21 protein-coding genes, 2 tRNA genes, 1 pseudogene and 1 riboswitch are annotated in these 23,771 nt (G+C 63.2%); of the genes and pseudogenes, 13 read left to right on the plus strand and 11 right to left on the minus strand.

The annotated features are described in order from the left end of the window. Window positions 1-22 precede the first annotated feature (22 nt). The 11 genes from AC1DVN_RS20555 (at window position 23) to gcvP (ending at window position 9,965) form a co-directional block, all read left to right on the plus strand. Window positions 23-637: an NUDIX hydrolase gene (locus tag AC1DVN_RS20555; protein WP_020969692.1), complete on the plus strand. Its 615-nt coding sequence runs from the start codon at window positions 23-25 to the stop codon at window positions 635-637. 109 nt (window positions 638-746) lie between these two features. Then, window positions 747-1,346: a CDP-alcohol phosphatidyltransferase family protein gene (locus AC1DVN_RS20560; protein WP_020907837.1), complete on the plus strand. Its 600-nt coding sequence runs from the start codon at window positions 747-749 to the stop codon at window positions 1,344-1,346. Then, window positions 1,343-2,209: a DUF881 domain-containing protein gene (locus AC1DVN_RS20565; protein ID WP_020907836.1), complete on the plus strand. Its 867-nt coding sequence runs from the start codon at window positions 1,343-1,345 to the stop codon at window positions 2,207-2,209. Before AC1DVN_RS20560 ends, AC1DVN_RS20565 begins: the two co-directional genes overlap by 4 nt. Window positions 2,210-2,222: 13 nt before the next feature. Beyond that, a complete protein-coding gene (locus tag AC1DVN_RS20570; protein ID WP_003946178.1) occupies window positions 2,223-2,573 on the plus strand; it encodes a small basic family protein in 351 nt (116 codons plus the stop codon). 3 nt (window positions 2,574-2,576) lie between these two features. Next, window positions 2,577-3,356, plus strand: a complete 780-nt coding sequence (locus AC1DVN_RS20575) for a DUF881 domain-containing protein (protein WP_021344355.1) — start codon at window positions 2,577-2,579, stop codon at window positions 3,354-3,356. A 44-nt stretch (window positions 3,357-3,400) separates the two neighbouring features. After that, window positions 3,401-3,805 carry a glycine cleavage system protein GcvH gene (gene gcvH / locus AC1DVN_RS20580; RefSeq protein ID WP_477994173.1) on the plus strand — a complete coding sequence of 135 codons (405 nt, stop codon included), beginning with the start codon at window positions 3,401-3,403 and terminating at the stop codon, window positions 3,803-3,805. Between the two features lie 211 nt (window positions 3,806-4,016). Then, window positions 4,017-4,511: a glycogen accumulation regulator GarA gene (garA, locus tag AC1DVN_RS20585; RefSeq protein ID WP_003946166.1), complete on the plus strand. Its 495-nt coding sequence runs from the start codon at window positions 4,017-4,019 to the stop codon at window positions 4,509-4,511. After that, the gene (ftsR, locus tag AC1DVN_RS20590) at window positions 4,511-5,248 is read left to right on the plus strand and encodes a transcriptional regulator FtsR (protein WP_477994174.1); all 738 of its coding nucleotides are present in this window, start codon (window positions 4,511-4,513) and stop codon (window positions 5,246-5,248) included. Before garA ends, ftsR begins: the two co-directional genes overlap by 1 nt. Before the next feature lie 93 nt (window positions 5,249-5,341). Next, window positions 5,342-5,815 carry a bifunctional nuclease family protein gene (locus AC1DVN_RS20595; RefSeq protein ID WP_003946194.1) on the plus strand — a complete coding sequence of 158 codons (474 nt, stop codon included), beginning with the start codon at window positions 5,342-5,344 and terminating at the stop codon, window positions 5,813-5,815. A 335-nt stretch (window positions 5,816-6,150) separates the two neighbouring features. Continuing rightward, entirely contained in the window at window positions 6,151-6,705 is a 555-nt protein-coding gene (locus AC1DVN_RS20600; RefSeq protein ID WP_021344354.1) for a MerR family transcriptional regulator, read from the plus strand. Between the two features lie 220 nt (window positions 6,706-6,925). Further along, window positions 6,926-7,053: riboswitch (glycine riboswitch) on the plus strand. Window positions 7,054-7,106: 53 nt separating this feature from the next. Beyond that, window positions 7,107-9,965: an aminomethyl-transferring glycine dehydrogenase gene (gene gcvP, locus AC1DVN_RS20605; protein WP_477994175.1), complete on the plus strand. Its 2,859-nt coding sequence runs from the start codon at window positions 7,107-7,109 to the stop codon at window positions 9,963-9,965. Window positions 9,966-9,987: 22 nt separating this feature from the next. Here the strand turns inward: gcvP and AC1DVN_RS20610 are convergent, their stop codons facing one another. The 8 genes from AC1DVN_RS20610 to AC1DVN_RS20645 all read right to left on the minus strand — a co-directional run bounded on the left by AC1DVN_RS20610 (window position 9,988) and on the right by AC1DVN_RS20645 (window position 19,195). Beyond that, window positions 9,988-11,136 carry a metallophosphoesterase gene (locus AC1DVN_RS20610; protein WP_133728092.1) on the minus strand — a complete coding sequence of 383 codons (1,149 nt, stop codon included), beginning with the start codon at window positions 11,134-11,136 and terminating at the stop codon, window positions 9,988-9,990. Continuing rightward, complete coding sequence (locus AC1DVN_RS20615) at window positions 11,136-12,830, minus strand: VWA domain-containing protein (RefSeq protein WP_397510316.1); 1,695 nt, start codon at window positions 12,828-12,830, stop codon at window positions 11,136-11,138. The genes AC1DVN_RS20610 and AC1DVN_RS20615 overlap by 1 nt, the downstream gene beginning before the upstream one ends. A gap of 161 nt (window positions 12,831-12,991) precedes the next feature. After that, entirely contained in the window at window positions 12,992-15,175 is a 2,184-nt protein-coding gene (locus tag AC1DVN_RS20620) for a malate synthase G (RefSeq protein WP_019748551.1), read from the minus strand. A gap of 152 nt (window positions 15,176-15,327) precedes the next feature. Then, complete coding sequence (locus AC1DVN_RS20625) at window positions 15,328-16,578, minus strand: saccharopine dehydrogenase family protein (RefSeq protein WP_021344351.1); 1,251 nt, start codon at window positions 16,576-16,578, stop codon at window positions 15,328-15,330. 44 nt (window positions 16,579-16,622) lie between these two features. After that, window positions 16,623-17,054, minus strand: coding sequence for a universal stress protein (locus AC1DVN_RS20630; RefSeq protein ID WP_020723653.1), 432 nt, complete (start codon window positions 17,052-17,054; stop codon window positions 16,623-16,625). Between the two features lie 157 nt (window positions 17,055-17,211). Then, complete coding sequence (locus AC1DVN_RS20635) at window positions 17,212-18,753, minus strand: SDR family NAD(P)-dependent oxidoreductase (RefSeq protein WP_074447104.1); 1,542 nt, start codon at window positions 18,751-18,753, stop codon at window positions 17,212-17,214. 108 nt (window positions 18,754-18,861) lie between these two features. Further along, window positions 18,862-18,947 (minus strand) — tRNA-Leu (locus AC1DVN_RS20640). Between the two features lie 162 nt (window positions 18,948-19,109). Further along, window positions 19,110-19,195, minus strand: a tRNA-Leu gene (locus AC1DVN_RS20645). A 118-nt stretch (window positions 19,196-19,313) separates the two neighbouring features. Between AC1DVN_RS20645 and AC1DVN_RS20650 the strand changes: the two genes are divergently transcribed. Continuing rightward, on the plus strand, window positions 19,314-20,666 hold the full coding sequence (locus AC1DVN_RS20650) for a M20/M25/M40 family metallo-hydrolase (protein WP_003946170.1): 1,353 nt from the start codon (window positions 19,314-19,316) through the stop codon (window positions 20,664-20,666). 65 nt (window positions 20,667-20,731) lie between these two features. Then, complete coding sequence (locus AC1DVN_RS20655) at window positions 20,732-21,268, plus strand: YbhB/YbcL family Raf kinase inhibitor-like protein (protein WP_007733394.1); 537 nt, start codon at window positions 20,732-20,734, stop codon at window positions 21,266-21,268. 45 nt (window positions 21,269-21,313) lie between these two features. Here the strand turns inward: AC1DVN_RS20655 and AC1DVN_RS20660 are convergent. The 3 genes and pseudogenes from AC1DVN_RS20660 to AC1DVN_RS20670 form a co-directional block, all read right to left on the minus strand. After that, window positions 21,314-22,294: pseudogene (locus AC1DVN_RS20660) on the minus strand (quinone-dependent dihydroorotate dehydrogenase); the annotation flags it as partial. Between the two features lie 75 nt (window positions 22,295-22,369). Then, window positions 22,370-22,618 carry a DUF5703 family protein gene (locus tag AC1DVN_RS20665; protein ID WP_003946171.1) on the minus strand — a complete coding sequence of 83 codons (249 nt, stop codon included), beginning with the start codon at window positions 22,616-22,618 and terminating at the stop codon, window positions 22,370-22,372. After that, window positions 22,618-23,643, minus strand: a complete 1,026-nt coding sequence (locus AC1DVN_RS20670) for an NHL repeat-containing protein (RefSeq protein ID WP_477994176.1) — start codon at window positions 23,641-23,643, stop codon at window positions 22,618-22,620. Before AC1DVN_RS20670 ends, AC1DVN_RS20665 begins: the two co-directional genes overlap by 1 nt. Between the last annotated feature and the right edge of the window lie 128 nt (window positions 23,644-23,771).

Below are 23,771 nucleotides of genomic sequence, written 5' to 3' on the forward strand. Positions count from 1 at the left end.
CTCGTGGCGCTACTGTCGAGCCATGGTGAACGGAGATTTACTGAATCGGGACCACCTGGTCGCCTCACTTGCCGCTTTCGAACCTCGGTCGGTCGAATTGGACGGAAGGCGCTCGGCGTCGGTGGTCATCGTCGTCATGCGGACTGCGGACGGAACACCCGTGTTCCCGGTGACGAAGCGGCCGAGCAAGATGCGCGCTCACCCCGGTCAGTTCGCGTTGCCAGGCGGAAGCGTCGACCCGGGTGAGTCTTCCGAACAAGCAGCGGTTCGGGAGCTGTCCGAAGAGTTGGGCGTCGACGTCCCTGAGTCGAACATCATCGGCCGGCTCGACGACTACGTCACCCGTTCGGGATTTGTGATCCGACCGTTCGTCGTCTGGTCCGGTGAGGACATCGGGGGACTGGTACCCAATCCCGACGAGGTGGCCCAGGTGTATGCCGTGACGTCGGAGGAGCTCGACGTGGACTCGCGCTTCGTCACCATCGAGGAATCACCGAACCCGGTGATCCAATGGCCTTTCCGAACGAGCCTGATCCATGCGCCGACCGGAGCCGTCATCTATCAGTTCCGCGAAGTACTGAACGGACGGAACACGCGCATCGACAACCTCGAGCAGCCGGTGTTCGCCTGGCGATAGGGTCAGCTCGACACGCTCGGGACAGTTCGGGCTACGGCGCCTCGGCGAATAGTCCGTCGTGCTGTGGAAAGCTGGCCGCACGGCAATCGAAAGACGCGAGGTGTGTGCAGTGAACTCTGGCGAACAAGAACTGGTCCCCACGGATCGGATTCTCACTGTTCCCAACGTGCTCAGTATCGTGCGTCTACTCGCTCTGCCGCTGTTCGCCTACCTGCTGCTCGTCACGCACTCGGACGGCTGGGCATTGGCGCTGCTGATGCTCAGCGGGTTCACCGACTGGCTCGACGGCAAGTTGGCCAGGGTGCTCGGACAGACCTCGCGTCTGGGAGCGCTTCTCGACCCGCTGGTCGACCGTCTCTACGTCGTCACGACGCTGGTCACCTTCGTCGCCCGCGATTTCATTCCCTGGTGGGTCGCGGCGATTTTGATCGGCCGTGATCTTCTACTCGCGTTGACGTTGCCGATCTACCGCCGGCGTGGACTGCCGCCGCCCGAGGTCATCTACCTCGGCAAGGCCGCCACCTTCCTGCTGATGTTCGCTCTGCCGTTGATTCTTGCCGGGCATGGAGACTGGGCCATCGGACCGTTCACCCATGCCTTCGGTTTCGCTTTCCTGATCTGGGGAACCGTCCTGTACGTGTGGACTGCCGCGATCTACGTGCTCAAGGCCGTTGACGTTGCGCGAACGCACGAGGTCGTGCGCCGATGAAGTCGACCGGGGAGGACGTCCGTCGTAACCCGGTACCGTCGCTGCTTCGGTCGCTCATGACCGAACATCTCGATCCGGGCTACGAAGCGACGGCATTCGAACGCCAACACGAGCACACGACGAACAGATCCTCGAAGACGGGGCCGTGGCTGGCCCTCGGTGCACTGTTGATCGGGTTCATCGTCACGGTCTCTGCAGTTCAGGCCACCAAGCAGGTGACCGGCACCGAGGAGGTTCGAAGCGAGTTGGTCGCCAAGGTCCGTGACGCGGAGGATCGAATCGATTCGCTGGCCGCGTCCCGCGATTCACTCGGCGGCGACGTCGACGCCGCCCGTGGCGTGGCGCTCGAAGGCGATGCCAGAGGCAGCGCGGTCCTCGATCAATTGCGAGCGGTCGAATCCGGCGCAGGAGCCGAAGCCGTTCACGGGGAGGGGCTGGTGGTGACGTTGACTGACCCGGCCGGGCGCCCGAACCTCTCGGATGCGTCCCAGCGCAGCGTCGGCGGTAAGACAGTTGTCCTCGATCGTGATCTGCAGACCGTCGTCAACGCCCTGTGGGCTGGGGGAGCGGAGGCAATCGCCGTCGGCGGCGTGCGAATCGGGCCGACGGTGACCATCCGTCAGGCGGGCGGCGCGATGCTCGTCGACAACCAACCTGTCTTCTCGCCGTACCGCGTCGAGGCGATCGGCGACACGCGCGCGCTGCAGCGAGAGTTCGTCGTGAGCGACGCCTACGTGAGAATGTCGAGCGTCTCGCAACTGTACGGAGTCGGTTTCGCAGTGGCCGAGGACGACTCGTTGACACTGCCACCCGCGACGCCTCGTGCGGTCCGGGTGGCAACAGAACCCACAGAACCCAAGTGACAGAAGGAGTTCGATGAAGGCCGGTTCCGCCCTGTACGGACTCGCAGCACTGGTCGTCGGCATCGTCTTGGGCGTCGTTTTCAGCCCGCAGGTCCCCGACGTCATCCAGCCCTATCTTCCGATCGCTGTCGTTGCGGCACTCGACGCCGTCTTCGGCGGACTACGCGCGTATCTGGACGAGATCTTCGACGCAAAGGTGTTCGTGGTCTCCTTCGTCTTCAACGTGCTCGTCGCGTCGTTGATCGTCTGGCTCGGCGATCAGTTGGGTGTGGGTACTCAACTCTCGACGGCAATCGTCGTCGTGTTGGGTATCCGGATCTTCGGCAACGCAGCGGCATTGCGACGACGACTGTTCGGAGCGTGAGCCATGTCCGACCACGCCACGACTGACCCCGAAGAACCACCGGTGACGACTACGGGTGAAGGTCGTCACGAGTTGCGTTCGCCGTCGAAACATCGCACGAACGTCGTGTTCGCGATCCTCGCCGCCGTGCTCCTGGGTGTGCTCGGTGTCGCGATTGCCACACAGGTACGCAGCACCGTGGCCGGAGATTCGCTCGACGCCGCGCGCCCTGCCGACCTCCTGGTGGTTCTCGACAACTTGAATCGGCGTGAAGCCGCGCTGAGGCAGGAAGTCGCGAATCTTCAGGAATCGCTTGCCACTTTGGAAGCCGGCGGCAACACGGGAGCAGCGCTCGACGAGGCGCGGGCGCGGCTGACCTCGCTTTCCATTCAGGTGGGGACCGCTCCTGCTACCGGACCGGGTGTGACGATGACCCTGACGGATCCAGCAGGGGGCGTCGGCTCCGAAGTGATTCTCGATCTCATCCAGGAACTACGCGCTGCCGGTGCCGAAGCCATCTCGATCGCAGGTGCGAACGGCGAACCCATTCGTATCGGCGTGAACTCGTGGGTGAGCGGGCGCGGCGGCGAGATCGAATTGGACGGAACCCGGATCGAGCAGCCGTACACTGTGACCGCGATCGGGGATCCACCGACGTTGGCAGCAGCGTTGAACATTCCCGGAGGCGTTTTCGACAACGTCGCACGCAACGGCGGAACTTCCTCAGTCGACCAATCGCAGCAGGTCACGATCTCCGTCTTGCGACAATTGAATCCGCGCCAATACGCTCAACCCGGAAATTGATCTTTTGCGTCCGACTTTCGGACGGCCTGTGAAAGGAAGCCACTGTGAGTGAGCTCGATACACCTACCGATCTGCGCTACACCGCGGAGCACGAGTGGGTGAAGCGGACCGGCCCGACCTCAGTTCGAGTCGGTATCACCGACTTTGCTCAGTCGCAGCTCGGTGACGTCGTGTTCGTCCAGCTTCCTGCTGTCGACGAAGACGTGACCGCTGGTGAATCGCTCGGTGAGGTCGAGTCGACCAAGAGCGTCTCCGACATCTTTGCTCCGTTCACTGCGAAAGTTCTTGCAGCCAACGGTGAATTGGACGGACAGCCTGACCTCGTCAACACCGATCCCTACAACACGGGTTGGTTGGTCGAGCTCGAGGTCGCCGACAAGGCCACACTCGACGCCGCACTCGCGGCAACGCTGGACGCGGAGGCATACAAGGGACTCACGTCCGAGTAGAAAACCTGCGCGTGGACCGGCCAACTCGTGTTGTGTCGCGGCCTGTCTCGCTGCACGCGGCGGTCTGCGCAGGGTACGGTCGTTAGGTACGCATGTGCCGAGTCGGGGCGCAGGGCCGTATCGAACGTGACTGTGAAAGATGCTCGTGAAGAAAGTGCACTGCGTAGTCCAGTGATTCATGATCTGGATGATTGACCCAGGAGGAGAAACAGTGAGCGAGAACGGTAACGACGCGGGCTATGGGGAGTCGCCGGCGGAGACCACTTCGGTTTTCCGTGCGGACTTCCTCAATGAGCTCGACAACACCTCCTCTGCAGCACCGGCCGCCGAGCAGCCGGTTTCGGGCGTGGAAGGCCTTCCCGCCGGAGCCGCCCTTCTGGTGGTCAAGCGGGGACCGAATGCAGGATCCCGCTTCTTGCTCGATCAGCCGACGACGTCGGCAGGTCGGCACCCGGACAGCGACATCTTCCTCGACGACGTGACCGTCAGCCGTCGTCACGCCGAGTTCCGTCAGGAAGATGCAGATTTCCACGTCGTCGACGTCGGAAGCCTCAACGGCACCTACGTCAACCGTGAGCCTGTCGATTCGGCAGTTCTCGCGAACGGTGACGAGGTTCAGATTGGCAAGTTCCGTCTGGTGTTCCTCACCGGCCCTCGTGCCGGCGGTTCGCAGGTCGGCGAGTCGTCAGCAGGTGCGGGTAGCTAATGACGGCAGTGCGGCAGCAGAGCCAGCCCGGAATGTCGATTGGTTCCGTGCTGGATCGGTTGCGTCCAGATTTTCCCGACGTGACGATTTCGAAGATCCGTTTCCTCGAGTCCGAGGGCTTGATCAGCCCACAACGGACACCGTCGGGATACCGCAGATTCTCTGTCGAGGACTGCGAGCGTCTTCGCTTCGTGCTGACCGCTCAACGCGATCAGTACCTGCCGCTCAAAGTGATCAAAGAACAACTCGAAGCGATCGACAGCGGCGCAGCGACGGTGAGTGCAGAAGTTCCTGCGCCTCGTCGTGCTCGCGTCCTGTCGATCGCTACGGGCGATGTTTCACCCGAGGCTTTCCGGGTCGATCGCGAAGTTCGAGTCGGTCGTCAGGACCTTCTCGCTCGCGCCGACATCGACGATCGGTTTCTGACCGAGCTGATCCGCACCGGTTTGGTCGTTCCCGGCGCAGCGGGCTTCTTCGACGAGGACGCCGTGACGCTGGCGCGCACCGCGAAGGCGATGTCCGAGTACGGCTTGGAGGTTCGTCATCTGCGGGCGTTCAAGTTGGCTGCTGATCGTGAAGCGGGACTCGTGACCCAGATCGCCGGACCGGTTGCCAAGGGTCGTGACGCCGGAGCACGTGATCGTGCCGAGGAAATGGTCCGGGAACTGGCTGCGCTGTCGCTGACTTTGCACACATGTCTGGTCAAGTCGGCGGTTCGGGGAAGTCTCGATCGCTGAGTTCCTCGATCAGCGGGGCACACTCGAATAGAATTTCAGTACGACCGCATCGGAGTCGGTCGGCTGGATCACGTCAGGTTGGAGGCAAGCTCGATGGGCGAAATGCGTGTGATCGGAGTTCGTGTCGAGCAGCCTCAGAATCAGCCGGTCCTGTTGCTGCGAGAGTCCGACGGCGATCGGTACCTGCCGATCTGGATCGGGCAAACCGAAGCTACCGCGATTGTTCTCGAACAACAGGGAGTCGAGCCGGCGCGGCCGCTGACTCATGACCTGATCAAGATCTTGATCGAATCATTCGGTCGGAGCCTCAAGGAAGTGCGGATCGTGGACCTGCAAGAGGGCACTTTCTACGCGGATCTCGTCTTCGACGAGCAGACCACCGTCTCGGCACGTCCGTCGGACTCGATTGCATTGGCCCTGCGCATCGGCGTTCCGATCTTCGCGTCGGAGGCTGTTCTCGCCGAGGCCGGTCTGGTCATTCCCGACGAGCGCGAAGACGAGGTCGAGAAGTTCAAGGAATTCCTTGACACCATCTCGCCGGACGACTTCAAAGCCACTGACGGTTAGTCCTGTTTGCCCGTAATCAGGCTTTAGTCTTCAACTCTCAAGTAGAGGTTGAGTCTCGGTCGGCGTGTTGCGTTGACCGAGCACCCTCGTGGTCTTACCGTTGCGTGCGGTGGAGATCTTCTCGCCTTGTCGATCGAGGCGTACTCTGGGTAAGTCCACTCATGGAATTACCTGCCTTGGATTCACATCTGAAAGTTCGGTCGGCACGGGATTCTCGTGACTGCTGATAGCACAGGTTGGTTACATGATGGCGAAGCGAGAGGGAGACGGCAGTGGAAGAACAGTCGAATGAGCGCGGAACGGGCATAGCCGATAGTGCCGAGCCGACTGCAGAAATGTCTTCCGAAGAGCTGCAGCCAGGCCTGTTCCCGGACGATTCCATCCCCGACGACCTCGTCGGATATCGAGTACCCAGTGCGTGCCAGATCGCCGGGATCACGTACCGCCAACTCGACTACTGGGCACGGACGTCGTTGGTTGTTCCGTCAATCCGAGGCGCTGCCGGATCCGGTAGCCAACGTCTGTACTCCTTCAAGGACATCCTCGTTCTGAAGATCGTGAAGCGTCTGCTCGACACCGGCATCTCACTGCAGAACATCCGCGTTGCCGTCGATCACCTCCGTAAGCGTGGCGTCCGCGATCTTGCCAACATCACCCTGTTCTCCGACGGCACCACCGTGTACGAATGCACGTCTCCCGAAGAGGTCGTCGACCTCCTCCAGGGTGGGCAGGGCGTATTCGGCATCGCAGTCAGTGGAGCGATGCGTGAACTCACCGGAACAATCGCCGACTTCCCAGCCGAGCGGGCTGACGGCGGCGAAAGCGATCCCAACCCGGAAGACGAGTTGGCTTCGCGACGCAAGAATCGCGCCAGCCGCAAAACCGGATAACGCACGTCACATCTCTTTGGAGGATGCCACGGTGCAGGTAGGCGTTTCGGTCAACTAGACTGGGCCTGCGTCGCCGGCGTACGGGAGAGCCTCGGATACCGATTCACCGAACTTGTCTTTGTTTCAGTCTTTGTCTCAAAGGTCAGTCGTGAGCGGGATCAGGGCGCCGAAGGAGCAATACCTCCCCGTCAATCTCTCAGGCACCAAGGACCGTACGGGCTCCGACGCCTCTGGAAAGCGGTGGGACAACCCACCCGCCGACGGGGAAAGGCTGTGGCTTCCGTCTCGGCGGATCACTACCGAATCTCTCAGGCGCTCGGGAATCGAGCATGCGACAGAGGGGGAGGAACGCACCGCAGTTCGGTGTGTGTCCTGATCCTCCGATCTGTCTGGGAGTTGTCGTGATCGACGCTGCAAGCCGTATATTTGCCGACCGCCATGTCGGTCCGAACGCCGCGGAACTCGCGCGCATCCTCGAACTCGTCGGGGTCAATTCACTCGACGAACTGGCAACCAAGGCCGTTCCCTCCGTCATCCTCGACGCTGCCCCGAACGGCATCGCGGCCGGACTCGACGCTCTGCCGCTTCCGGTTGGAGAGCACGAGGCACTTGCCGAACTGACTGCACTCGCAGCCCAGAACACTGTCGCGACGTCGATGATCGGCCTCGGCTACTTCGACACGTTGACGCCGCCGGTGTTGTTGCGCAACATCATCGAGAACCCGGCCTGGTACACCGCGTACACCCCGTATCAGCCGGAGATCAGCCAGGGCCGCCTCGAAGCCCTCCTCAACTTCCAGACCATGGTCGCCGATCTCTCCGGCATGGAACTGGCCAACTCGTCGATGCTCGACGAGGCCACCGCCGCTGCCGAAGCCATGACGCTCCTGCGCCGCGCGAACCGCAGCAAGTCCCCACGCTTTGTCGTCGACACGGACCTGTATCCGCAGACCCTCGCCGTCATCGAGACACGCGCCGAGCCGCTCGGCATCGAGATCGTCTCCGCAGATCTCACTGCCGGACTGCCCGAGGGTGATTTCTTCGGTGTCATCGCCCAGATCCCGGGCGCTTCGGGACGCGTCGTGGACTACACCTCGATCATCGCGGAAGCTCACGAGCGCGGCGCACTGGTTGCCGTCGGCGCCGACCTTCTTGCGATGACGCTCATCACCTCGCCGGGTGAACTGGGTGCGGACGCGTGCTTCGGCACCACCCAGCGCTTCGGTGTTCCCATGGGGTACGGCGGACCGCACGCCGGTTACCTGGCCGTGCACTCCAAGCACGCGCGTCAGCTGCCCGGCCGTTTGGTCGGCGTCTCCATCGACGCCGACGGAGACAAGGCATACCGCCTCGCGCTGCAGACACGTGAGCAGCACATTCGCCGTGAGAAGGCGACGTCCAACATCTGTACCGCGCAGGTGCTCCTCGCGATCCTCGCTGCGATGTACGCGAGTTACCACGGCGCCGAGGGGCTCAAGGCGATTGCGTTGCGCGTCGCTGCCCGCGCACACGCGTTGGCAAACGGCCTGCGCGAGGGCGGCGTGACCGTAGTCCACGATTCGTTCTTCGACACCGTGCTGGCTCAGGTTCCGGGTAAGGCGGCCAGCGTTGTCGCTGCGGCCAAGGAATCCGGGATCAACCTGCGTCTGGTCGATGCCGATCATGTCGGTATCTCCTGCGACGAGGCCACCACCGCCGACCACGTCCTTGCCGTGCTCGACGCGTTCGGGATCGAGGATGCTGTTGTTGCCATCGAAGCCGAGGGCAACTCGGTTCCGGCTGCTCAGGAGCGCACGTCCGACTACCTGCAGCACGAAGCCTTCACCCGTTACCGTACGGAAACGGCAATGCTTCGCTACCTGCGCGCGCTCTCCGACAAGGACATCGCCCTCGATCGCAGCATGATCCCGCTGGGCTCGTGCACCATGAAGCTCAACGCCACCGCCGAGATGGAATCAATCACCTGGCCGGCGTTCAACGCGATCCATCCGTTCGCGCCCACGTCGGATGCACCCGGTCTGCTGAAGATCATCAAGGATCTCGAAGACTGGCTGGTCGCGGTCACCGGCTATGACAACGTCAGCCTGCAACCCAACGCCGGCAGCCAGGGGGAGTATGCGGGCCTGCTCGCGATCCGCAACTACCACCTCAGCCGGGGCGACGACCACCGCGACACCTGCCTCATCCCGTCGAGTGCTCACGGCACCAACGCGGCGTCTGCCGTCATGGCCGGGATGCGCGTCGAGGTAGTCGCCTGCCGTCCCAACGGTGACGTCGACGTCGACGATCTGCGCGCGAAGATCGCCGATCACGCCGAGCGTCTCGCCGCGATCATGATCACCTACCCTTCAACGCACGGTGTCTACGAGCACGAGATCTCCGACATCTGCGCAGCGGTACACGACGCCGGTGGCCAGGTGTACGTCGACGGCGCCAACCTCAATGCGCTTGTCGGCCTTGCCCGTCCGGGCCGATTCGGCGGCGACGTCAGCCACCTGAATCTGCACAAGACCTTCTGCATCCCGCACGGCGGCGGCGGACCCGGCGTCGGCCCGATCGGTGTGCGCTCACACTTGACGCCGTTTTTGCCCGGACACCCGATGGCCCCCGAACTCGGTGGTAGAGGAACGATCTCGGCAGCGCCGTACGGCAGTGCGTCCATTCTGCCCATCACCTGGACCTACATCCGGATGATGGGTGCTCAGGGCCTGCGCCGGGCCAGCCTGACCGCCATCGCGTCGGCCAACTACATCGCGCGTCGACTCGACGAGTACTTCCCGGTTCTCTACACCGGCGAGAACGGCATGGTCGCGCACGAGTGCATCCTCGACCTCCGTGGGTTGACCAAGGACACTGGCGTCACCGTCGACGACGTGGCAAAGCGTCTGGCCGACTACGGTTTCCATGCACCGACCATGAGCTTCCCCGTGGTCGGCACACTGATGGTCGAGCCCACCGAGAGCGAGAACCTCGAAGAGATCGACGAGTTCTGCGAGGCGATGATCGCCATTCGCGGCGAAATCGATCGCGTCGGCGCCGGCGAGTGGACGGTGGAGGACAACCCGCTACGCGGTGCTCCCCACACTGCCGGAAGCATTGCAGCGCAGTGGGATCACCCGTACTCGCGTGAGATTGCCGTCTTCCCGCGTGGCAAGGCTCGCCCGAAGGTGTGGCCGTCCGTGCGTCGTATCGACGGTGCACATGGCGACCGCAACCTGGTCTGCTCGTGCCCGCCGATCGAAGCGTTCGCAGGCAACTAAGGCGTGTGCGCGCCGGAGATCATCACCTCTCGCGTACGAGTTCGAGAACGGTGATCTCCGGCGGTGCGCCGACGCGTACCGGCGGGCCCCAAGCCCCGGCGCCACGCGTCGTGTACAACACTGTGTTTCCGACCCTGTCCAAGCCTTGCACCGAAGGCTGCTGCAGCGGAACGAGATACCTCAGCGGCCACATCTGACCGCCGTGAGTGTGCCCGGACAGCTGCAGATCGATACCCATCTCGGACGCCTCGATCGCCTGACGCGGTTCGTGCGCGAGAAGCAAGGCGAAAGTATTCGGATCGCGACCTGCGAGCGCGGCAGTAAGGTTCGGCTCGTACGGGGCCGGCGACGTGTAGTCGTGGATGCCCACGATGTCGATGGTGTCGCCGTCATGCTGGATCGAGGCGCGGCTGTTGCGAAGTGTGGTGATCCCCAATGTTTCCCACACGTCGAGCCATTTGCCACCGTCGTCCGCGTAGAACTCGTGGTTTCCGCTGACTCCGAAGATTCCGTCCGGCGCCTGAAGATCGGCGAGCGGAGCAAGATCGGGAGCAACTTTTGCGACGGTGCCGTCCACGAGATCGCCGCCGATCGCGATCAGATCGACATTCTGCGAGTTCACGATCTCGACCACCTTGCGGGTGAAGTCGACCCCGCGGGCCGGTCCCACGTGCAGGTCGGTGATCAAGGCGATCCGGTATCCGTTGAAGCCCTCGGGCAGGCGAGCGAGCGGCACGCGGACGCGTGAAATCTTGGGGCCCGACGCCTCGTAGACGCCGTAGCCGGCGGTGCCGATCGCCGCGAGAGTGACTGCTGCTGTAGCCAACTGCAACGTACGACGCTTGGCCGGGTCGACTTCGGTCGTGGTATCCGTGCGGCGTGCACCTAGTCGACTGATCCCGGCAAACAGGCCGATCACGAGCAGTCCGGGAATCAGGTACAGCCACGAAGCCAGCCAGACCCATCCGAGAAATCCGATCGGTCGCGCCCAGGACGTCGGAAAGATTTCGCCGCTGCCGACCCCGATGAGCGTCGAGACCGCCAAGACGACAAGCGCAGTGTCGGCAAGACGAGCCCATCGCCTCGGGATGCCGGTGGCGCGAACGAGTCGGCGGTGCAGGAACCAGGTCAGAAGGGCGAGAAGGACTGCAAAAACCGCGACGCGCCCCATCAGGACAGCATCTTGGTCACTGTGGCCGCGAGAGCGGGGTCGGACGTCGAATCGACGCGAACCAAGGTTCCGCCGGTCCGATCCGAGACGTCTTGGAGTGTGGAGACGTCGTCGCCCGCACCGACGACGATCACGTCGACCTGTACCGGACGCGACGGATTGCCCGCAGCGGCGATCGCGCTGAGCAGTTCGGCTCGCGTCGTGGTGGATTCGTCAGGTGTACTCGAGGTGATCAGCAGCACCGAGTTGACTCGTCCCGCGTCGAAACCGTCAACCGCGGCTTTGTACGAACTGGCAAGCGCCGGGTACTTGGAGGTCTTTCCGCCGGCTCGAAGCCCGTTGAGGAAATCGGTGATGGTGGCACGCCGATTCGGCTCGGACAGTGAACCGCCCGGAACCAGGATGCGCTCGGACGGTTTTCCGTCGGTGCCCGTGCTGAACTCGCGGAGGCCGATGTCCGAAGCGTCAGGGCTGCGACCCAATTGCGTGTTCACTGCCGCGGCAACGTTCGCCAAGCGGGTAGTGCCACCGTCGTCGGTACCCATCGACGCCGACGTGTCCATCAGGATGGTGGCACTACGCGGAGAGACCGGATTGGCGACGATGTCACCGAGCGCAGCTGCGGTTTCGGCCGAAGCCGGTTTCAACGTGGACGAGATCTTGGCCGGAGACACCGCACCGAGATCGGGAAGATCTTGACCCTCGACCCGGAAACCGGCGCCGACGAACAACTGTGACTGATTCGGCTCACGCATGAAATCGGCAAACTGCGCCGCTGCGCGCGAGGCGGTTTCGTCGATCCCGCTGCCCGAGACGATGACCGCCGGATAGTCCGCGACTGGCGTTGCGCCGGCGGGGGAGTACGTCGTCATCGCCGCGTTCGCGCTCTGCGCTATCGACTGTTCCGTGGCCGGAACGGCTTTCACCGAATCCGGTGTTCCGGCGCTCAGTGCTCCGAGGGCTTCGGCGGTGGACGTCGGGGGAGTCGGCAAGGATTGGAACTGCAATGCCCGCGCACTGAGCGCAGCGTTGACCTGCGCGGACTTCACCTGATCCGTCGTGACCGGACCGGCACCCGCATCGGCGACGTCGGCAGCGATTGCCTGTGCGGCCATCGAGGTTTCGGTACTTCCGACCGGCAGGGCGACCGTCAGATCGGAAGGCAATGACTTCCAACTCGATGCTGCGCCGGCCAATGCTGCCGCGGTCTCGGGGCCGGTTGCCAGAACGATCGGGGAACTCGCGAGCGAGCGAGGATCACCGTTGATCACGGCCTTGCCCGCCAGCGGCGCGAGTTCGAACGAGCTCGTCGGGATCCACAGGGAGGGACGCGGTCCCAATGCTGCGTCGTCCCAGGATGCCGCCGGACCGGCTTCGAGTGCCGTCGAGACCGACGCGGACGGCGCACCGTGCACCACGACGGTGATGCAGTGATCGCGCACGACCGGAGAGGTCTGGGTGTACCGCTTGGCCAGTTCCTCGATCTGTGGGGCGATGGACGGATCCGCGGTGACGTCGAGTGTCTTGTTGCCTTCGACGCACGTACCTGCTGCCTGCTGGCCCTGATCGTCGATCCGGTTGCTGAGGGCCTTCCACCCGAAGAAGCCTGCAACGATCAAGACGATCAGCACGACGACGAGAATCGGCCCCTTGCTGATACCTCTGGCGCCTGACCCGCCGCGATGTTCGCCCACGTACCTTGCCCTACCTTGGTCACTCGAAAAGAATGTCTGCTGAACGGACTGTGTCCTCGGCCAGTCTAGTGACGAATCTTCGGGGCCTACGCGAACAGCCTCGACACCGGTAGCGGTGCCGAGGCTGTTCGGGTTCAGCTTCGAGTTCGAAGAAGGTGAAATCAGGCGTTGGCAGCCTTGTACTCGCGGCGGCGGCGATGCAGGATCGGCTCCGTGTATCCGCTGGGCTGCTTCGCGCCTTCGAGGATGAGTTCCTTGGCAGCCTGGAACGCGATGTTGGAATCGAAATCAGGTGCCATGTTGCGGTACTCGGCGTCGCCCTCGTTCTGACGGTCGACAACCGGGGCCATGCGCTCGAGTGCACTGACAACGTCGCTCTCGCTGACGATGCCGTGACGCAGCCAGTTGGCGAGCAGCTGGCTCGAGATGCGCAGGGTGGCGCGGTCCTCCATGAGCGCGACATCGTGGATGTCGGGAACCTTGGAGCAGCCGACACCCGCGTCGATCCAGCGGACGACGTAGCCGAGGATGGACTGGCAGTTGTTGTCGAGCTCTTCCTTCTTCTCCGCGTCCGTCCAGTCGGTGCTGGGAGCGAGCGGGATGGTCAGGATGTCGTCGACGCTCGCACGCGGCTTGCCCTTCAGGCTGTCCTGAACAGCGAACACGTCGACGCGGTGGTAGTGCGTCGCGTGCAGCGTTGCGCCGGTCGGCGAAGGAACCCACGCGGTGTTGGCGCCGGCCTTGGGGTGGCCGATCTTCTGCTCGAGCATGTCTGCCATCAGCTCGGTCATGGCCCACATGCCCTTGCCGATCTGCGCCTTGCCCTGCAGGCCGCAGGCCAGTCCGGTGTCGACGTTCCAGTCCTCGTAGGCACCGATCCACTTCTGCTTCTTCATCTCGGCCTTGCGCACCATCGCGCCGGCTTCCATGGAGGTGTGGATCTCGTCGCCGGTGCGGTCGAGGAAGCCGGTGTTGATGAACACGACGCGGTCGACGGCTTCCTTGATGCAGGCAGCGAGGTTGACTGTCGTGCGACGCTCCTCGTCCATGATGCCGACCTTGAGCGTGTTCTCGGGAAGCCCGAGGACCTGCTCGACGCGGCCGAACAGTTCGGTGGTGAAGGCAACTTCCTCGGGGCCGTGCTGCTTGGGCTTGACGATGTAGATCGAGCCGGTGCGGCTGTTGTCGAGCGGGCCGTTGGCGTCACTGATCGAGAGGCCGTGCACTGCACAGGTGCTCGTGATCAAAGCGTCGAGAATGCCCTCGGGGACCTCGTTGCCGTCGGCATCGAGGATCGCGGGATTGGTCATGAGGTGACCGACGTTGCGGACGAACAGGAGCGAACGACCGTGCAGGCTGAGTTCGCTGCCGTCGACGGCGGTGTACTTACGGTCGCCGTTGAGCGTACGAGTGAAGGACTTGGCGCCCTTCTTGATCTCCTCGGACAGATCACCGCGATTGAGGCCCAACCAGTTCCGGTAACCGACAACCTTGTCGTCGGCGTCGACAGCGGCGACCGAGTCCTCGAAGTCCATGATCGTGGTGACGGCCGATTCGAGAACGACGTCCTTGACACCGGCGGCGTCGGTGCTGCCGATCGGGGAGGACGCGTCGATCTGGATCTCGGCGTGCAATCCGTTGTTGAGCAGCAGGATGCTCGTCGGTGCGTCCTTCTCGCCGAGGTAGCCGACGAACTTCTCCGGCTGGGCGAGGGTGGTGACCGTACCGTCTGCCAACGTGATCTTCAGTTCACTGCCGTCGATCACGTACTTGGTCGAATCTGCATGCGACCCCGACGCGAGAGGTGCTGCCGCGTCGAGGAATTCACGCGCCCAGGCGATGACCTTGTCGCCTCGGACCTTGTTGTAGCCGGAACCCTTCTCGGCGCCGTTCTCCTCCGAGATGGCGTTGGTGCCGTACAGCGCGTCGTACAACGAACCCCAGCGGGCGTTGGACGCGTTGAGAGCGAAGCGCGCGTTGAGGATCGGCACGACCAACTGCGGGCCGGCCGTCGAGGTGATCTCAGTGTCGACGTTCGCGGTGGTGACCGAGAACTCGGCAGGCGTCGGCAGGAGGTAGCCGATCTCCTGCAGGAACGCCTTGTATGCGGCAGCGTCGATGGGAGCGCCGGCATGATCGCGATGCCACTGATCGATCTGAGCCTGCAGATCGTCACGCTTGGCAAGCAAATCGCGGTTCTTCGGTGCGAGCTCGGTGATGACCTTGTCGGCGCCGGCCCAGAACGTCTCGGCGTCTACACCGGTGCCGGGAAGAGCCTCCTCGACCACGAAGTCGTAGAGAACCTTGGCAACCTGAAGACTGCCGACCTGAACGCGCTCAGTCATGAATAGCCTCACTTTTCCGAAAGCGGAGCACCACATATGGATGCCATGAACCAACATCAATGTTACCTGGGAGTATTCCCACCGCTGTCCGCGCCCTGAGCTGCGATAATCGGGCGCGAAGAGCTGAAACGATCAAGTGAAATTCGTTCTGTCTAGAGTTTGCGCGCGGAAATCTCGAAACCGGCCTTGGTTAGACGCTCGACCAGGACGTCGCCGAGCGCTGTCGATGGAGTCAATACGCCGGTGGCCGCGGGGAGATCCTTGTGGTCCTTCGCCAATGACAACGCAGATTCGCCGAGCATTACCGCCGTCGCGCTGTATCCCGGGTCGCCCTTCGCCTTCACTCGTGAGGTGTATCGAGCGCCGGTCGTGGTCGTGGTGAACACATCGAGCGTGAAGTGCCCCTTCTTCTGGGTGCTCTCGCTCGGGCCCTCGCCGGGCGCAGGCAATACCTTGTCGAGAAGGAAACGCGTCGGAGGAAGAGCGAGTCCGGCGACCAGCGCGCCGAGGCCGACTGCGACACCGCCCGCGATTACCGGTGACACCACCGAGGAACCGACACTCATCACCTCGCTGTACTTGAACTTCTTGCCGTACGCCCACTCTCGGAGCGCATTGCTGCGACGGACGACTCGTGTGTTGTACGACGCCATCACGAACGGTGCCTTCCAACCCTTCAACGACGGATCGATCTTCTTGCCGTCGACCACGCTCACGTCGCTCTGTCGTCCGAGGTCGGGCTCCCGGTCACGATCGGGGCTCAGTGAATACGGCGAGGCAGCGAGTTTCCTTAGGCGCGCATCGTCTTTCGACACGTCGATCTGATTGCGAAGAGAATCGATCGTGCCGCCGCTCACGCCGCCGCGCAGCGCCGTGACCACCAGCGTTGTGTCGGTGAGCTCACCGGCGCCGTCGGCAGTGACCTTCTCGTGGAGGACGTGAACTCCGAGATCGGAAGGGATGGAATCGAATCCGCAGGAATGGACGATCTTTGCGCCGGTCGAGACCGCCAGCTCATGGTTGGCGTCGATGCTCTCGCGGTGGAACAGCACCTCACCGGTCAGGTCGACGTAATGAGTTCCGGCGGAGGCGCATTCGTGAACAAGGGTGTGACCGTACTTGGCGTACGGGCCGACCGTGGTGGCGACGACCCGAGTTCGCTGCGCGAGCGCCTTCAATGCGGTGGCGTCGTCGGCGTCGGCAATGATCAGGGGGAGATCGGCCGCGGCGGTACCCAGATCGGCGCGAGTGGCTGCCAACTTCTCGAGGGAGCGGCCACCGAGGCCGATTTTCGTGCCTTCGGGAGCATGTTTGACGAGGTAGTCGGCGAGTAGCTTTCCGACGAAGCCGCTCGCTCCGTAGACGATGATGTCGAGTTCTCGGGCGGGCGAGGTTCCAGTCATGGAGCCAGCCTACAAACGCGCACTCGAAAGTGATGTGACCGTGGTCACTCAGCAGGGAGGGGTTCCTTGACGACGAGGATCGGAGCCTCCACTTCGAGCAGGAGACGCTGCAGCGGGCGTTCGAGGAGGAACTTGCCGATGGGGGACATCCGGCGTGTTCCGACGATCAGGAGATCGACACCCGCGCCGTGGACCAGGTTCACGAGCGCGGTCACCGGATCGCCGTCGTGCTCGGTGGTGCGCAGATCCCACTTCGTCTCCGAGAATCCACCGGCGTCGAGCGCTGACTGAATCTCGCCGCGAAGAGCGGCCCGATCGTCCTCGGTGTCTCCGGTGTCGGCCGTGTCCCCGATGTTGACATCGTCCAGGACGTGCAGAACCAGCAGTTCCTCGCTTCGACCCACGGATTCCCGTGCGGCGGCCACGATTGCGGCGCGGCCTTCCGGGCTGTCCTTGTGTACGACGGCGATCGTCATGGTTCCTCCGAGTCGGTGAGCAGGTTCGCAATCCATTATCGCCTGCAATGCTGTGCCCTACCTGAATTGAGCTACTCGACACGGGGGTTTGGCGGTGACGAGATCGCCACATCGGGGCGCCTAGGTGCTGCCTGTCACCACTACGGGGTGCCGCCCATCACCACGGCGAGGGTTTGTAATCCTTGAGGAAGCAGCCGTGCAGGTCGACGCCCAACTCGCCCTGAACGATTGGGTCGTAGACGCGGGCTGCACCGTCGACAAGGTCGAGCGGCGCGTGGAAACCTTCGTCGGCCAACCGCATCTTGGTGAAGTGCGGGCGTTCGTCGGTGATCCAGCCGGTGTCGACGGCGGTCATGAGGATGCCGTCGTCGAGCATTTCCTTGGAGCTGGTGCGGGTCAGCATGTTCAGTGCTGCCTTGGCCATGTTGGTGTGCGGGTGGCCAGGGCCCTTGTATGCGCGGCTGAACTGGCCTTCCATGGCGGAGACATTCACGACGTACTTGCGTCGCGCAGCTGCCGCGGCCATCGACGGGCGCAGGCGTGAAACGAGGATGAAGGGCGCGACCGAGTTGCAGAGCTGGACTTCGAGAAGCTCGATCGGATCGACTTCCTCGACGGTCTGGACCCAACTGTTGGTGTGCGCGAGGTCCGGCAGCAGCCCGCCGGCGTCGATGGCGATGCCCTGCTCGATGCGATCGGGTGAAGCCGACTTGGCGACGAGTGCGAGCGAACTGACCGCGTCGGCGGACAGATTTCCGGAGGTGATGCTTGCGACGTCCGACAGCGATCCGGCCAGAGCCGCGGGGTGAGCGTCGCTCGTCTTGCCGAAGGTCAGGACATCAGGGAGTTCACCGGCGGGCAGTGCTCCGGACTCGGCGTCAACCAGAGCGCCGTAGGCACCGGGGGAGCGTCGGACGGTCTGCGCGGCGTTGTTGATGAGGATGTCGAGCGGACCCTGTGCGGCAACGGAATCCGCGAGTGCAACAACCTGGGCGGGGTCGCGGAGGTCGATGCCGACGATGCGCAGACGGTGAATCCAGTCGTTGCTGTCTTCCATCGCCTTGAATCGGCGGATCGCGTCGTTGGGGAATCGCGTCGTGATGGTCAGATGCGCGCCGTCACGCAGCAGGCGCAGCGCGATGTACATACCGATCTTCGCGCGGCCGCCGGTCAGAAGTGCGCGTCGGCCGGTCAGATCAGTGCTCGCATCACGTTTGCTGCGGCTGGTGGCAGCGCAATCGGGGCACAGTTGGTGGTAGAAGGCGTCGACTGCGGTGTAGCGCTGCTTGCAGATGTAGCACGGTCGCGCCTTGATGAGTGTGCCGGCGGAAGCGCCCGCGGTGTTCGACTTGATCGGAATGCCTGCGGTCTCGTCGTCGATGCGATCGGGTGAACCTGTGGCAGTCGCGGCGACTACTTGGCGGTCCGCTTCGTTGACGGCTGCGCGCGAGGCGAGGCGGCGCTTCTTCTTGAGTCGCTTGAACAGATGGCCGACAGCGCGCTGCATGGTGATCGAATCGGGATGCTCGTCGTCGAGTTCGGCGGCTTCGGAAAGGACCTTCAGGCAGATTTCGAGTTCTGCGGGGTCGAGGCCGGTGAGTTCGGCTCGAGCAGATTCTGAATCGGCTGTTTCCAGCGAATCTGCCTGCAGTGCATCCGACTTCTTGGTGTCTGTATCCACTTCGAACTTCTGTTCCATCTCGATCGCCGCTCGCGCGGACTGTTCCCTGGTGCGGGAACTTCGCCAATTACGAGAAAAGCTCCGGTTCGATGAACCGGAGCTTTTCCTGTCTGTCTCAACACAGAGTGTCCGAGGGGGGACTTGAACCCCCACGTCCGTTAATAGGACACTAGCACCTCAAGCTAGCGCGTCTGCCATTCCGCCACTCGGACTCGGCCCCGATTTCTCGGTGCTGGGAAAGAGTATCCGATGCCATCGCCAGGTCCCAAATCGCCCCACTGCTGTGCGCCTTTATTAACCGCCGGGGGTTAATAAAGGCGCACAGCAAAAAGACCCCAACCTGATCAGGCTGGGGTTTTTTTGCTGTATTCGAGTGTCCGAGGGGGGACTTGAACCCCCACGTCCGTTAATAGGACACTAGCACCTCAAGCTAGCGCGTCTGCCATTCCGCCACTCGGACTCGGCCCCGATTTCTCGGTGCTGGGAAAGAGTATCCGATTAGGTCAGCTGCCCCAAATCGCCAGGTTGCGGGGCATTCCGGTCGCCCGCGTCGTTTGATTCGATGGTAGGAAAGTGGAATGACCACAACCCCGAATAATCCGAATCCGAGTAGAGCCGAAGCAGAAGTAGTCGAACTGGTCAGTTCTCTCATCCGCTTCGACACCTCGAACACGGGAGAACTCGAAACCACCAAGGGTGAGCGTGCGTGCGCGGAGTGGGTTGCCGCGCAGCTTCAAGAAGTCGGCTACGAGACGGAATACGTCGAGTCCGGTGCGCCCGGCCGCGGGAACGTCTTTGCTCGCTTGAAGGGAGCTGAGTCGGGTCGAGGTGCATTGATGCTTCACGGTCACCTCGACGTCGTTCCGGCCGAGCCCGCCGACTGGAGCGTCCATCCCTTTGCCGGCACCGTCCAGGACGGTTACGTCTGGGGGCGCGGCGCCGTGGACATGAAGGACATGGTCGGGATGATCCTGGCCCTCGCCAGGCAGTTCAAGGCGGAAGGCGTCGTACCGCCGCGTGATCTGGTGTTCGCCTTCGTGGCGGACGAGGAAGCTGGCGGAAAGTACGGATGCCAGTGGCTGGTCGAGCACCGCCCGGATCTGTTCGAGGGAGTGACCGAAGCCGTCGGTGAGGTGGGCGGTTTCTCGCTGACGGTTCCGCGGCCGGACGGAACCGACCGACGGCTCTACCTCGTGGAGACTGCGGAAAAGGGCCTCGGTTGGATGCGTCTGACGGCCAAGGGACGCGCCGGGCACGGCTCCTTCCTCCACGACGACAACGCAGTCGCGACACTCGCCGGCGCGGTCTCGAGACTCGCTGCTCATCAGTTCCCGATCGTGATCTCGGATTCGGTTGCCGAGTTCCTCACCGCCGTCGGCGAAGAGACCGGATTGGACTTCGATCCGGGATCACCTGACATCGACGGGACTCTCGCGAAGTTGGGGACGATCGCCAACATCATCGGGGCGACGTTCCGTGACACGGCGAACCCGACGATGCTCAAGGCCGGATACAAGGCGAACGTCATTCCGCAGACTGCCGAGGCGGTCTTCGACTGCCGCGTGCTGCCGGGACGGCAGGCCGAATTCGAGCGCACGGTGGACCAACTGATCGGCCCCGACGTGACCCGCGAGTGGATCACCAAGCTGGATTCGTACGAAACGACGTTCGACGGACATCTCGTCGATGCCATGAACGAGGCGATCCTCGCTCATGATCCGGAAGCTCGCACAGTTCCGTACATGCTCTCCGGCGGAACCGACGCGAAGGCATTCGCGAAACTGGGCATTCGCTGCTTCGGCTTCGCCCCGTTGCAGTTGCCACCCGAGCTGGATTTCAGCGCGCTGTTCCACGGCGTCGACGAGCGAGTTCCGGTGGACGCACTACTGTTCGGGACACGTGTTCTGGAACATTTCCTGCTCAATTCCTGACGAGCACGTAGATAGATCCGTGAGCTCGACGCACATCGAGCTCTCTTGTCACAGAAAGGATTCGCATGGCGCACGATCCGTACGAACCATTGCCGAAGTTGCCGAGTTTCGAGCTGACCAGTGACGACATCACTGCGGGCCAGCCGCTGAAGCTTGCTCAGGCCAGTGGAGCCTTCGGAGTTCCCGGTGGCGAAGACATCTCACCGCAGCTCTCGTGGTCCGGCTTTCCGGCCGAGACGAAGAGCTTCGTGGTGACGGTGTTCGATCCGGACGCACCGACGGCGTCAGGATTCTGGCACTGGGCCGTGGCGAACATCCCCGCTTCCGTCACCGAACTCCCGGCCGGTGCCGGCGCGGCGGACAGCGATGTCCTGCCTGCCGGAACCGTCACCCTCCGCCACGACGGTGGCGGGTTCGGTTTCATCGGCGCAGGCCCGCCTCCCGGGCACGGTCCGCATCGCTACATCGTGGCGGTGCATGCCCTCGACGTGGAGACGCTCGACGGAGTCACCCCTGACTCGTCGCCGGCGTTCCTCGGTTTCAACGTGTTCCATCACGCGATCGCGCGTGCAACCCTGACCGGGACGTTCGAGGTCGAGTAATCACTTTGCCGTGCGCCTTTATTAACCGCGGGCGGTTAATAAAGGAGCCCAGAACGGTCCGCCGTAGATGAAGCCGGTGTACCCCTGCACCAGCGTCGCGCCGGCGAGGATGCGCTCCCACGCCTGGTCGGCTGTCTCGATACCGCCGACCGAGATGATGGTCATCTTGTCGCCGACTCGGGCGTACAGGCGCCGGAGCACCTTGAGCGAGCGGTCGGCCACCGGTGCACCGGACAGCCCGCCAGCGCCGAGTGCAGCTACCTCGGCATCCGGGGTCTTCAAACCGTCGCGGCGGATCGTGGTGTTGGTCGCGACGATTCCGGCAAGCCCGAGTTCGACTGCCAGATCGGCGACAGCGTCGACGTCCTCGTCCGAGAGATCGGGCGCGATCTTCACCAGTACCGGCACGCTGACGGTGTCGAGCACGGCCTGCAGGATCGGGCGCAGAGATTCGACGGCCTGCAGATCACGGAGTCCGGGTGTGTTCGGCGAGCTGACATTCACGACCATGAAGTCGGCCAGCGGACCCAGAAGCTGTGCGCTGGCGGTGTAGTCGGCAGCGGCGTCGGCAGCTTCGACGATCTTGGTCTTGCCGATGTTGGCACCGATCGGCACCGTGACGCGGCGCTGTCGCAGGAAATTCGCCGCGTGACCAGCGCCGTGGTTGTTGAAGCCCATTCGGTTGACCAGAGCGCGGTCGGCCGGAAGTCGGAAGAGACGCGGCGCGGGGTTACCGGGCTGAGCTTGGGCCGTCACTGTTCCGACCTCGGCGAAACCGAAGCCCAACGGGCCCCAGGCGTCGACTCCGGTGGCGTCCTTGTCGAATCCTGCGGCCAGACCGAGAGGTGCCGGGAACGTCAGACCGAAAGCCTGACTGCGCAGAACCGGGTCGTCGACGACAAGGACTTTTGCGACCAGCCAGCGAAGGGGAGCGAACCGTGTCACCAGTTTCATCGCGGTGAAGGCAATGTGGTGGATGCGTTCCGGTGGGACTCGGAACATCAGGCTCAGCAGCAGTTGGTACACGATTCTCCAGCTCTTCGATGGTGTGATTTTGTCAGCGGTTTCGATAGCGGCGGGTTCTGGTCGTCTGTTGAACGATCAGTGCTGAATGCCGTCCGGATCGGTCACGTGCAGCGGCGTCTTCTTTCGCTTGAGGAGCACGCGACGGCTGCCGTCGGGGTAGAGACGGACTCGGGAGAGTTCCCACCCGCCGAACTCGGCGGAGATCGCCAGGCGCATCGACGCCGTGACCCGCGAAACGTTCGGCGGTAGTCGGAGCGGCACGTAGTCGAACTTGTCGTCCGACGTCTCCCACTGCGCGGGGATCCCGCGCGTACGCTTTTCCATCAGTTCTCCCGTGACGGGATGACCTGCAGCCCGTCACCGGTTGCCGATCCGACGATCAGATTGCCGTTGGAAGAGTCTACGGCCAACGAATTCGGCTGTCGCACCGTCTTGAACCGTCCGGTCTCCACGGGGATGCCGGACGACAGATCGAAGCCGACCACTTCGTTGGTCGCCGTCAGTGTCACCCACACCCGATCCGCGGTCTCGTCGTAGGCGACGGCGTAAGGCGATTCGCCGACGGGGTAGCGCTGGTGCATCAGGAGCGGATCGGCAGTGAAGACGAGCAGTTCGTTGCCGGTGGTGTCGGTGACAAGGATGCGTCCGAAGCGATCGGTGGCCAGATGAGTTGCGCCCTCACCGGCGCGAAGAGCGACGCCGAGTTTGCCGTCTTCGAGATTGATCGCCGTCAGCGAGGTCTGACGGTGATCGAGGGCGCTCAGGTTGTCGCCGGTAACCGCAAGTTCGTCGACGGATGCAAACCCCGAAATCGTCTGTGACTGATCGGTCTTCGGGTCGACGATGTGAACTGAACCATTGTCCGTGCCGATCGCGATGCGGCCGTCGGTCAGCTCGACCGCGGAGTTCGCCTGGCCGTCGACCGGTATGGACGTCTGTTCGCCCGATGTCAGATTCAGCTTCACTACCTGGCGATCCATCGCCAGCAGAGCGCTACCGTCGGAGCCGATCGAAACGTCGCGTACGTCTGAATCCAGAGCTATCGGACGACCTGCGGAGGCGGGGTCGGCGCCGGCCAAACTGTCCGAAGGAACGACCAGCACCGATCGTGGGTCGTTGGCAACCAGAACAGCGCTGCGCGTGATCGGGTCGAATGTGATGGAATCGATCAGACCTGAATACGGGTGAACCACGCCGTCCGGGGTGCTGGTGGTGGCCGGTGAGACCGCTGCCGTAGCGGGATCGATCGTGATGAGGTCGTCTCCGCCATCTCCGGAAGAACATCCTGTGACCAGCAGAACCGCCGCCCCCATTGCTGCTGCAGTGGTGCGGATCCCTAGGCGAGCCATGTGTAGTTCCTCTTTTTCTTGTCATCTGTTCTTCACGCAGTGCGACTGTCATCGATCATCCCTGATCGCAGTCGGGCGCCGTTCATCGCGTCGAGGAACTACCGACCATTCCGCTCACACCTTTGACG

It is taken from the genome of Rhodococcus sp. P4_E4, assembly GCF_056401575.1.

Excerpts from the sequence above, each read along its gene's own strand:
- AC1DVN_RS20620 (WP_019748551.1), bottom strand. The coding sequence starts at position 15,175 with ATGACTGAGCGCGTTCAGGTCGGCAGTCTTCAGGTTGCCAAGGTTCTC.
- AC1DVN_RS20650 (WP_003946170.1), top strand. The coding sequence starts at position 19,314 with ATGACCACAACCCCGAATAATCCGAATCCGAGTAGAGCCGAAGCAGAA.
- AC1DVN_RS20665 (WP_003946171.1), bottom strand. The coding sequence starts at position 22,618 with ATGGAAAAGCGTACGCGCGGGATCCCCGCGCAGTGGGAGACGTCGGAC.
- AC1DVN_RS20565 (WP_020907836.1), top strand. The coding sequence starts at position 1,343 with ATGAAGTCGACCGGGGAGGACGTCCGTCGTAACCCGGTACCGTCGCTG.
- AC1DVN_RS20570 (WP_003946178.1), top strand. The coding sequence starts at position 2,223 with ATGAAGGCCGGTTCCGCCCTGTACGGACTCGCAGCACTGGTCGTCGGC.
- AC1DVN_RS20670 (WP_477994176.1), bottom strand. The coding sequence starts at position 23,643 with ATGGCTCGCCTAGGGATCCGCACCACTGCAGCAGCAATGGGGGCGGCG.
- AC1DVN_RS20655 (WP_007733394.1), top strand. The coding sequence starts at position 20,732 with ATGGCGCACGATCCGTACGAACCATTGCCGAAGTTGCCGAGTTTCGAG.
- AC1DVN_RS20600 (WP_021344354.1), top strand. The coding sequence starts at position 6,151 with ATGTCTTCCGAAGAGCTGCAGCCAGGCCTGTTCCCGGACGATTCCATC.
- AC1DVN_RS20555 (WP_020969692.1), top strand. The coding sequence starts at position 23 with ATGGTGAACGGAGATTTACTGAATCGGGACCACCTGGTCGCCTCACTT.
- AC1DVN_RS20595 (WP_003946194.1), top strand. The coding sequence starts at position 5,342 with ATGGGCGAAATGCGTGTGATCGGAGTTCGTGTCGAGCAGCCTCAGAAT.
- AC1DVN_RS20635 (WP_074447104.1), bottom strand. The coding sequence starts at position 18,753 with ATGGAACAGAAGTTCGAAGTGGATACAGACACCAAGAAGTCGGATGCA.
- AC1DVN_RS20610 (WP_133728092.1), bottom strand. The coding sequence starts at position 11,136 with ATGGGGCGCGTCGCGGTTTTTGCAGTCCTTCTCGCCCTTCTGACCTGG.
- AC1DVN_RS20630 (WP_020723653.1), bottom strand. The coding sequence starts at position 17,054 with ATGACGATCGCCGTCGTACACAAGGACAGCCCGGAAGGCCGCGCCGCA.
- ftsR (WP_477994174.1), top strand. The coding sequence starts at position 4,511 with ATGACGGCAGTGCGGCAGCAGAGCCAGCCCGGAATGTCGATTGGTTCC.
- AC1DVN_RS20575 (WP_021344355.1), top strand. The coding sequence starts at position 2,577 with ATGTCCGACCACGCCACGACTGACCCCGAAGAACCACCGGTGACGACT.
- AC1DVN_RS20625 (WP_021344351.1), bottom strand. The coding sequence starts at position 16,578 with ATGACTGGAACCTCGCCCGCCCGAGAACTCGACATCATCGTCTACGGA.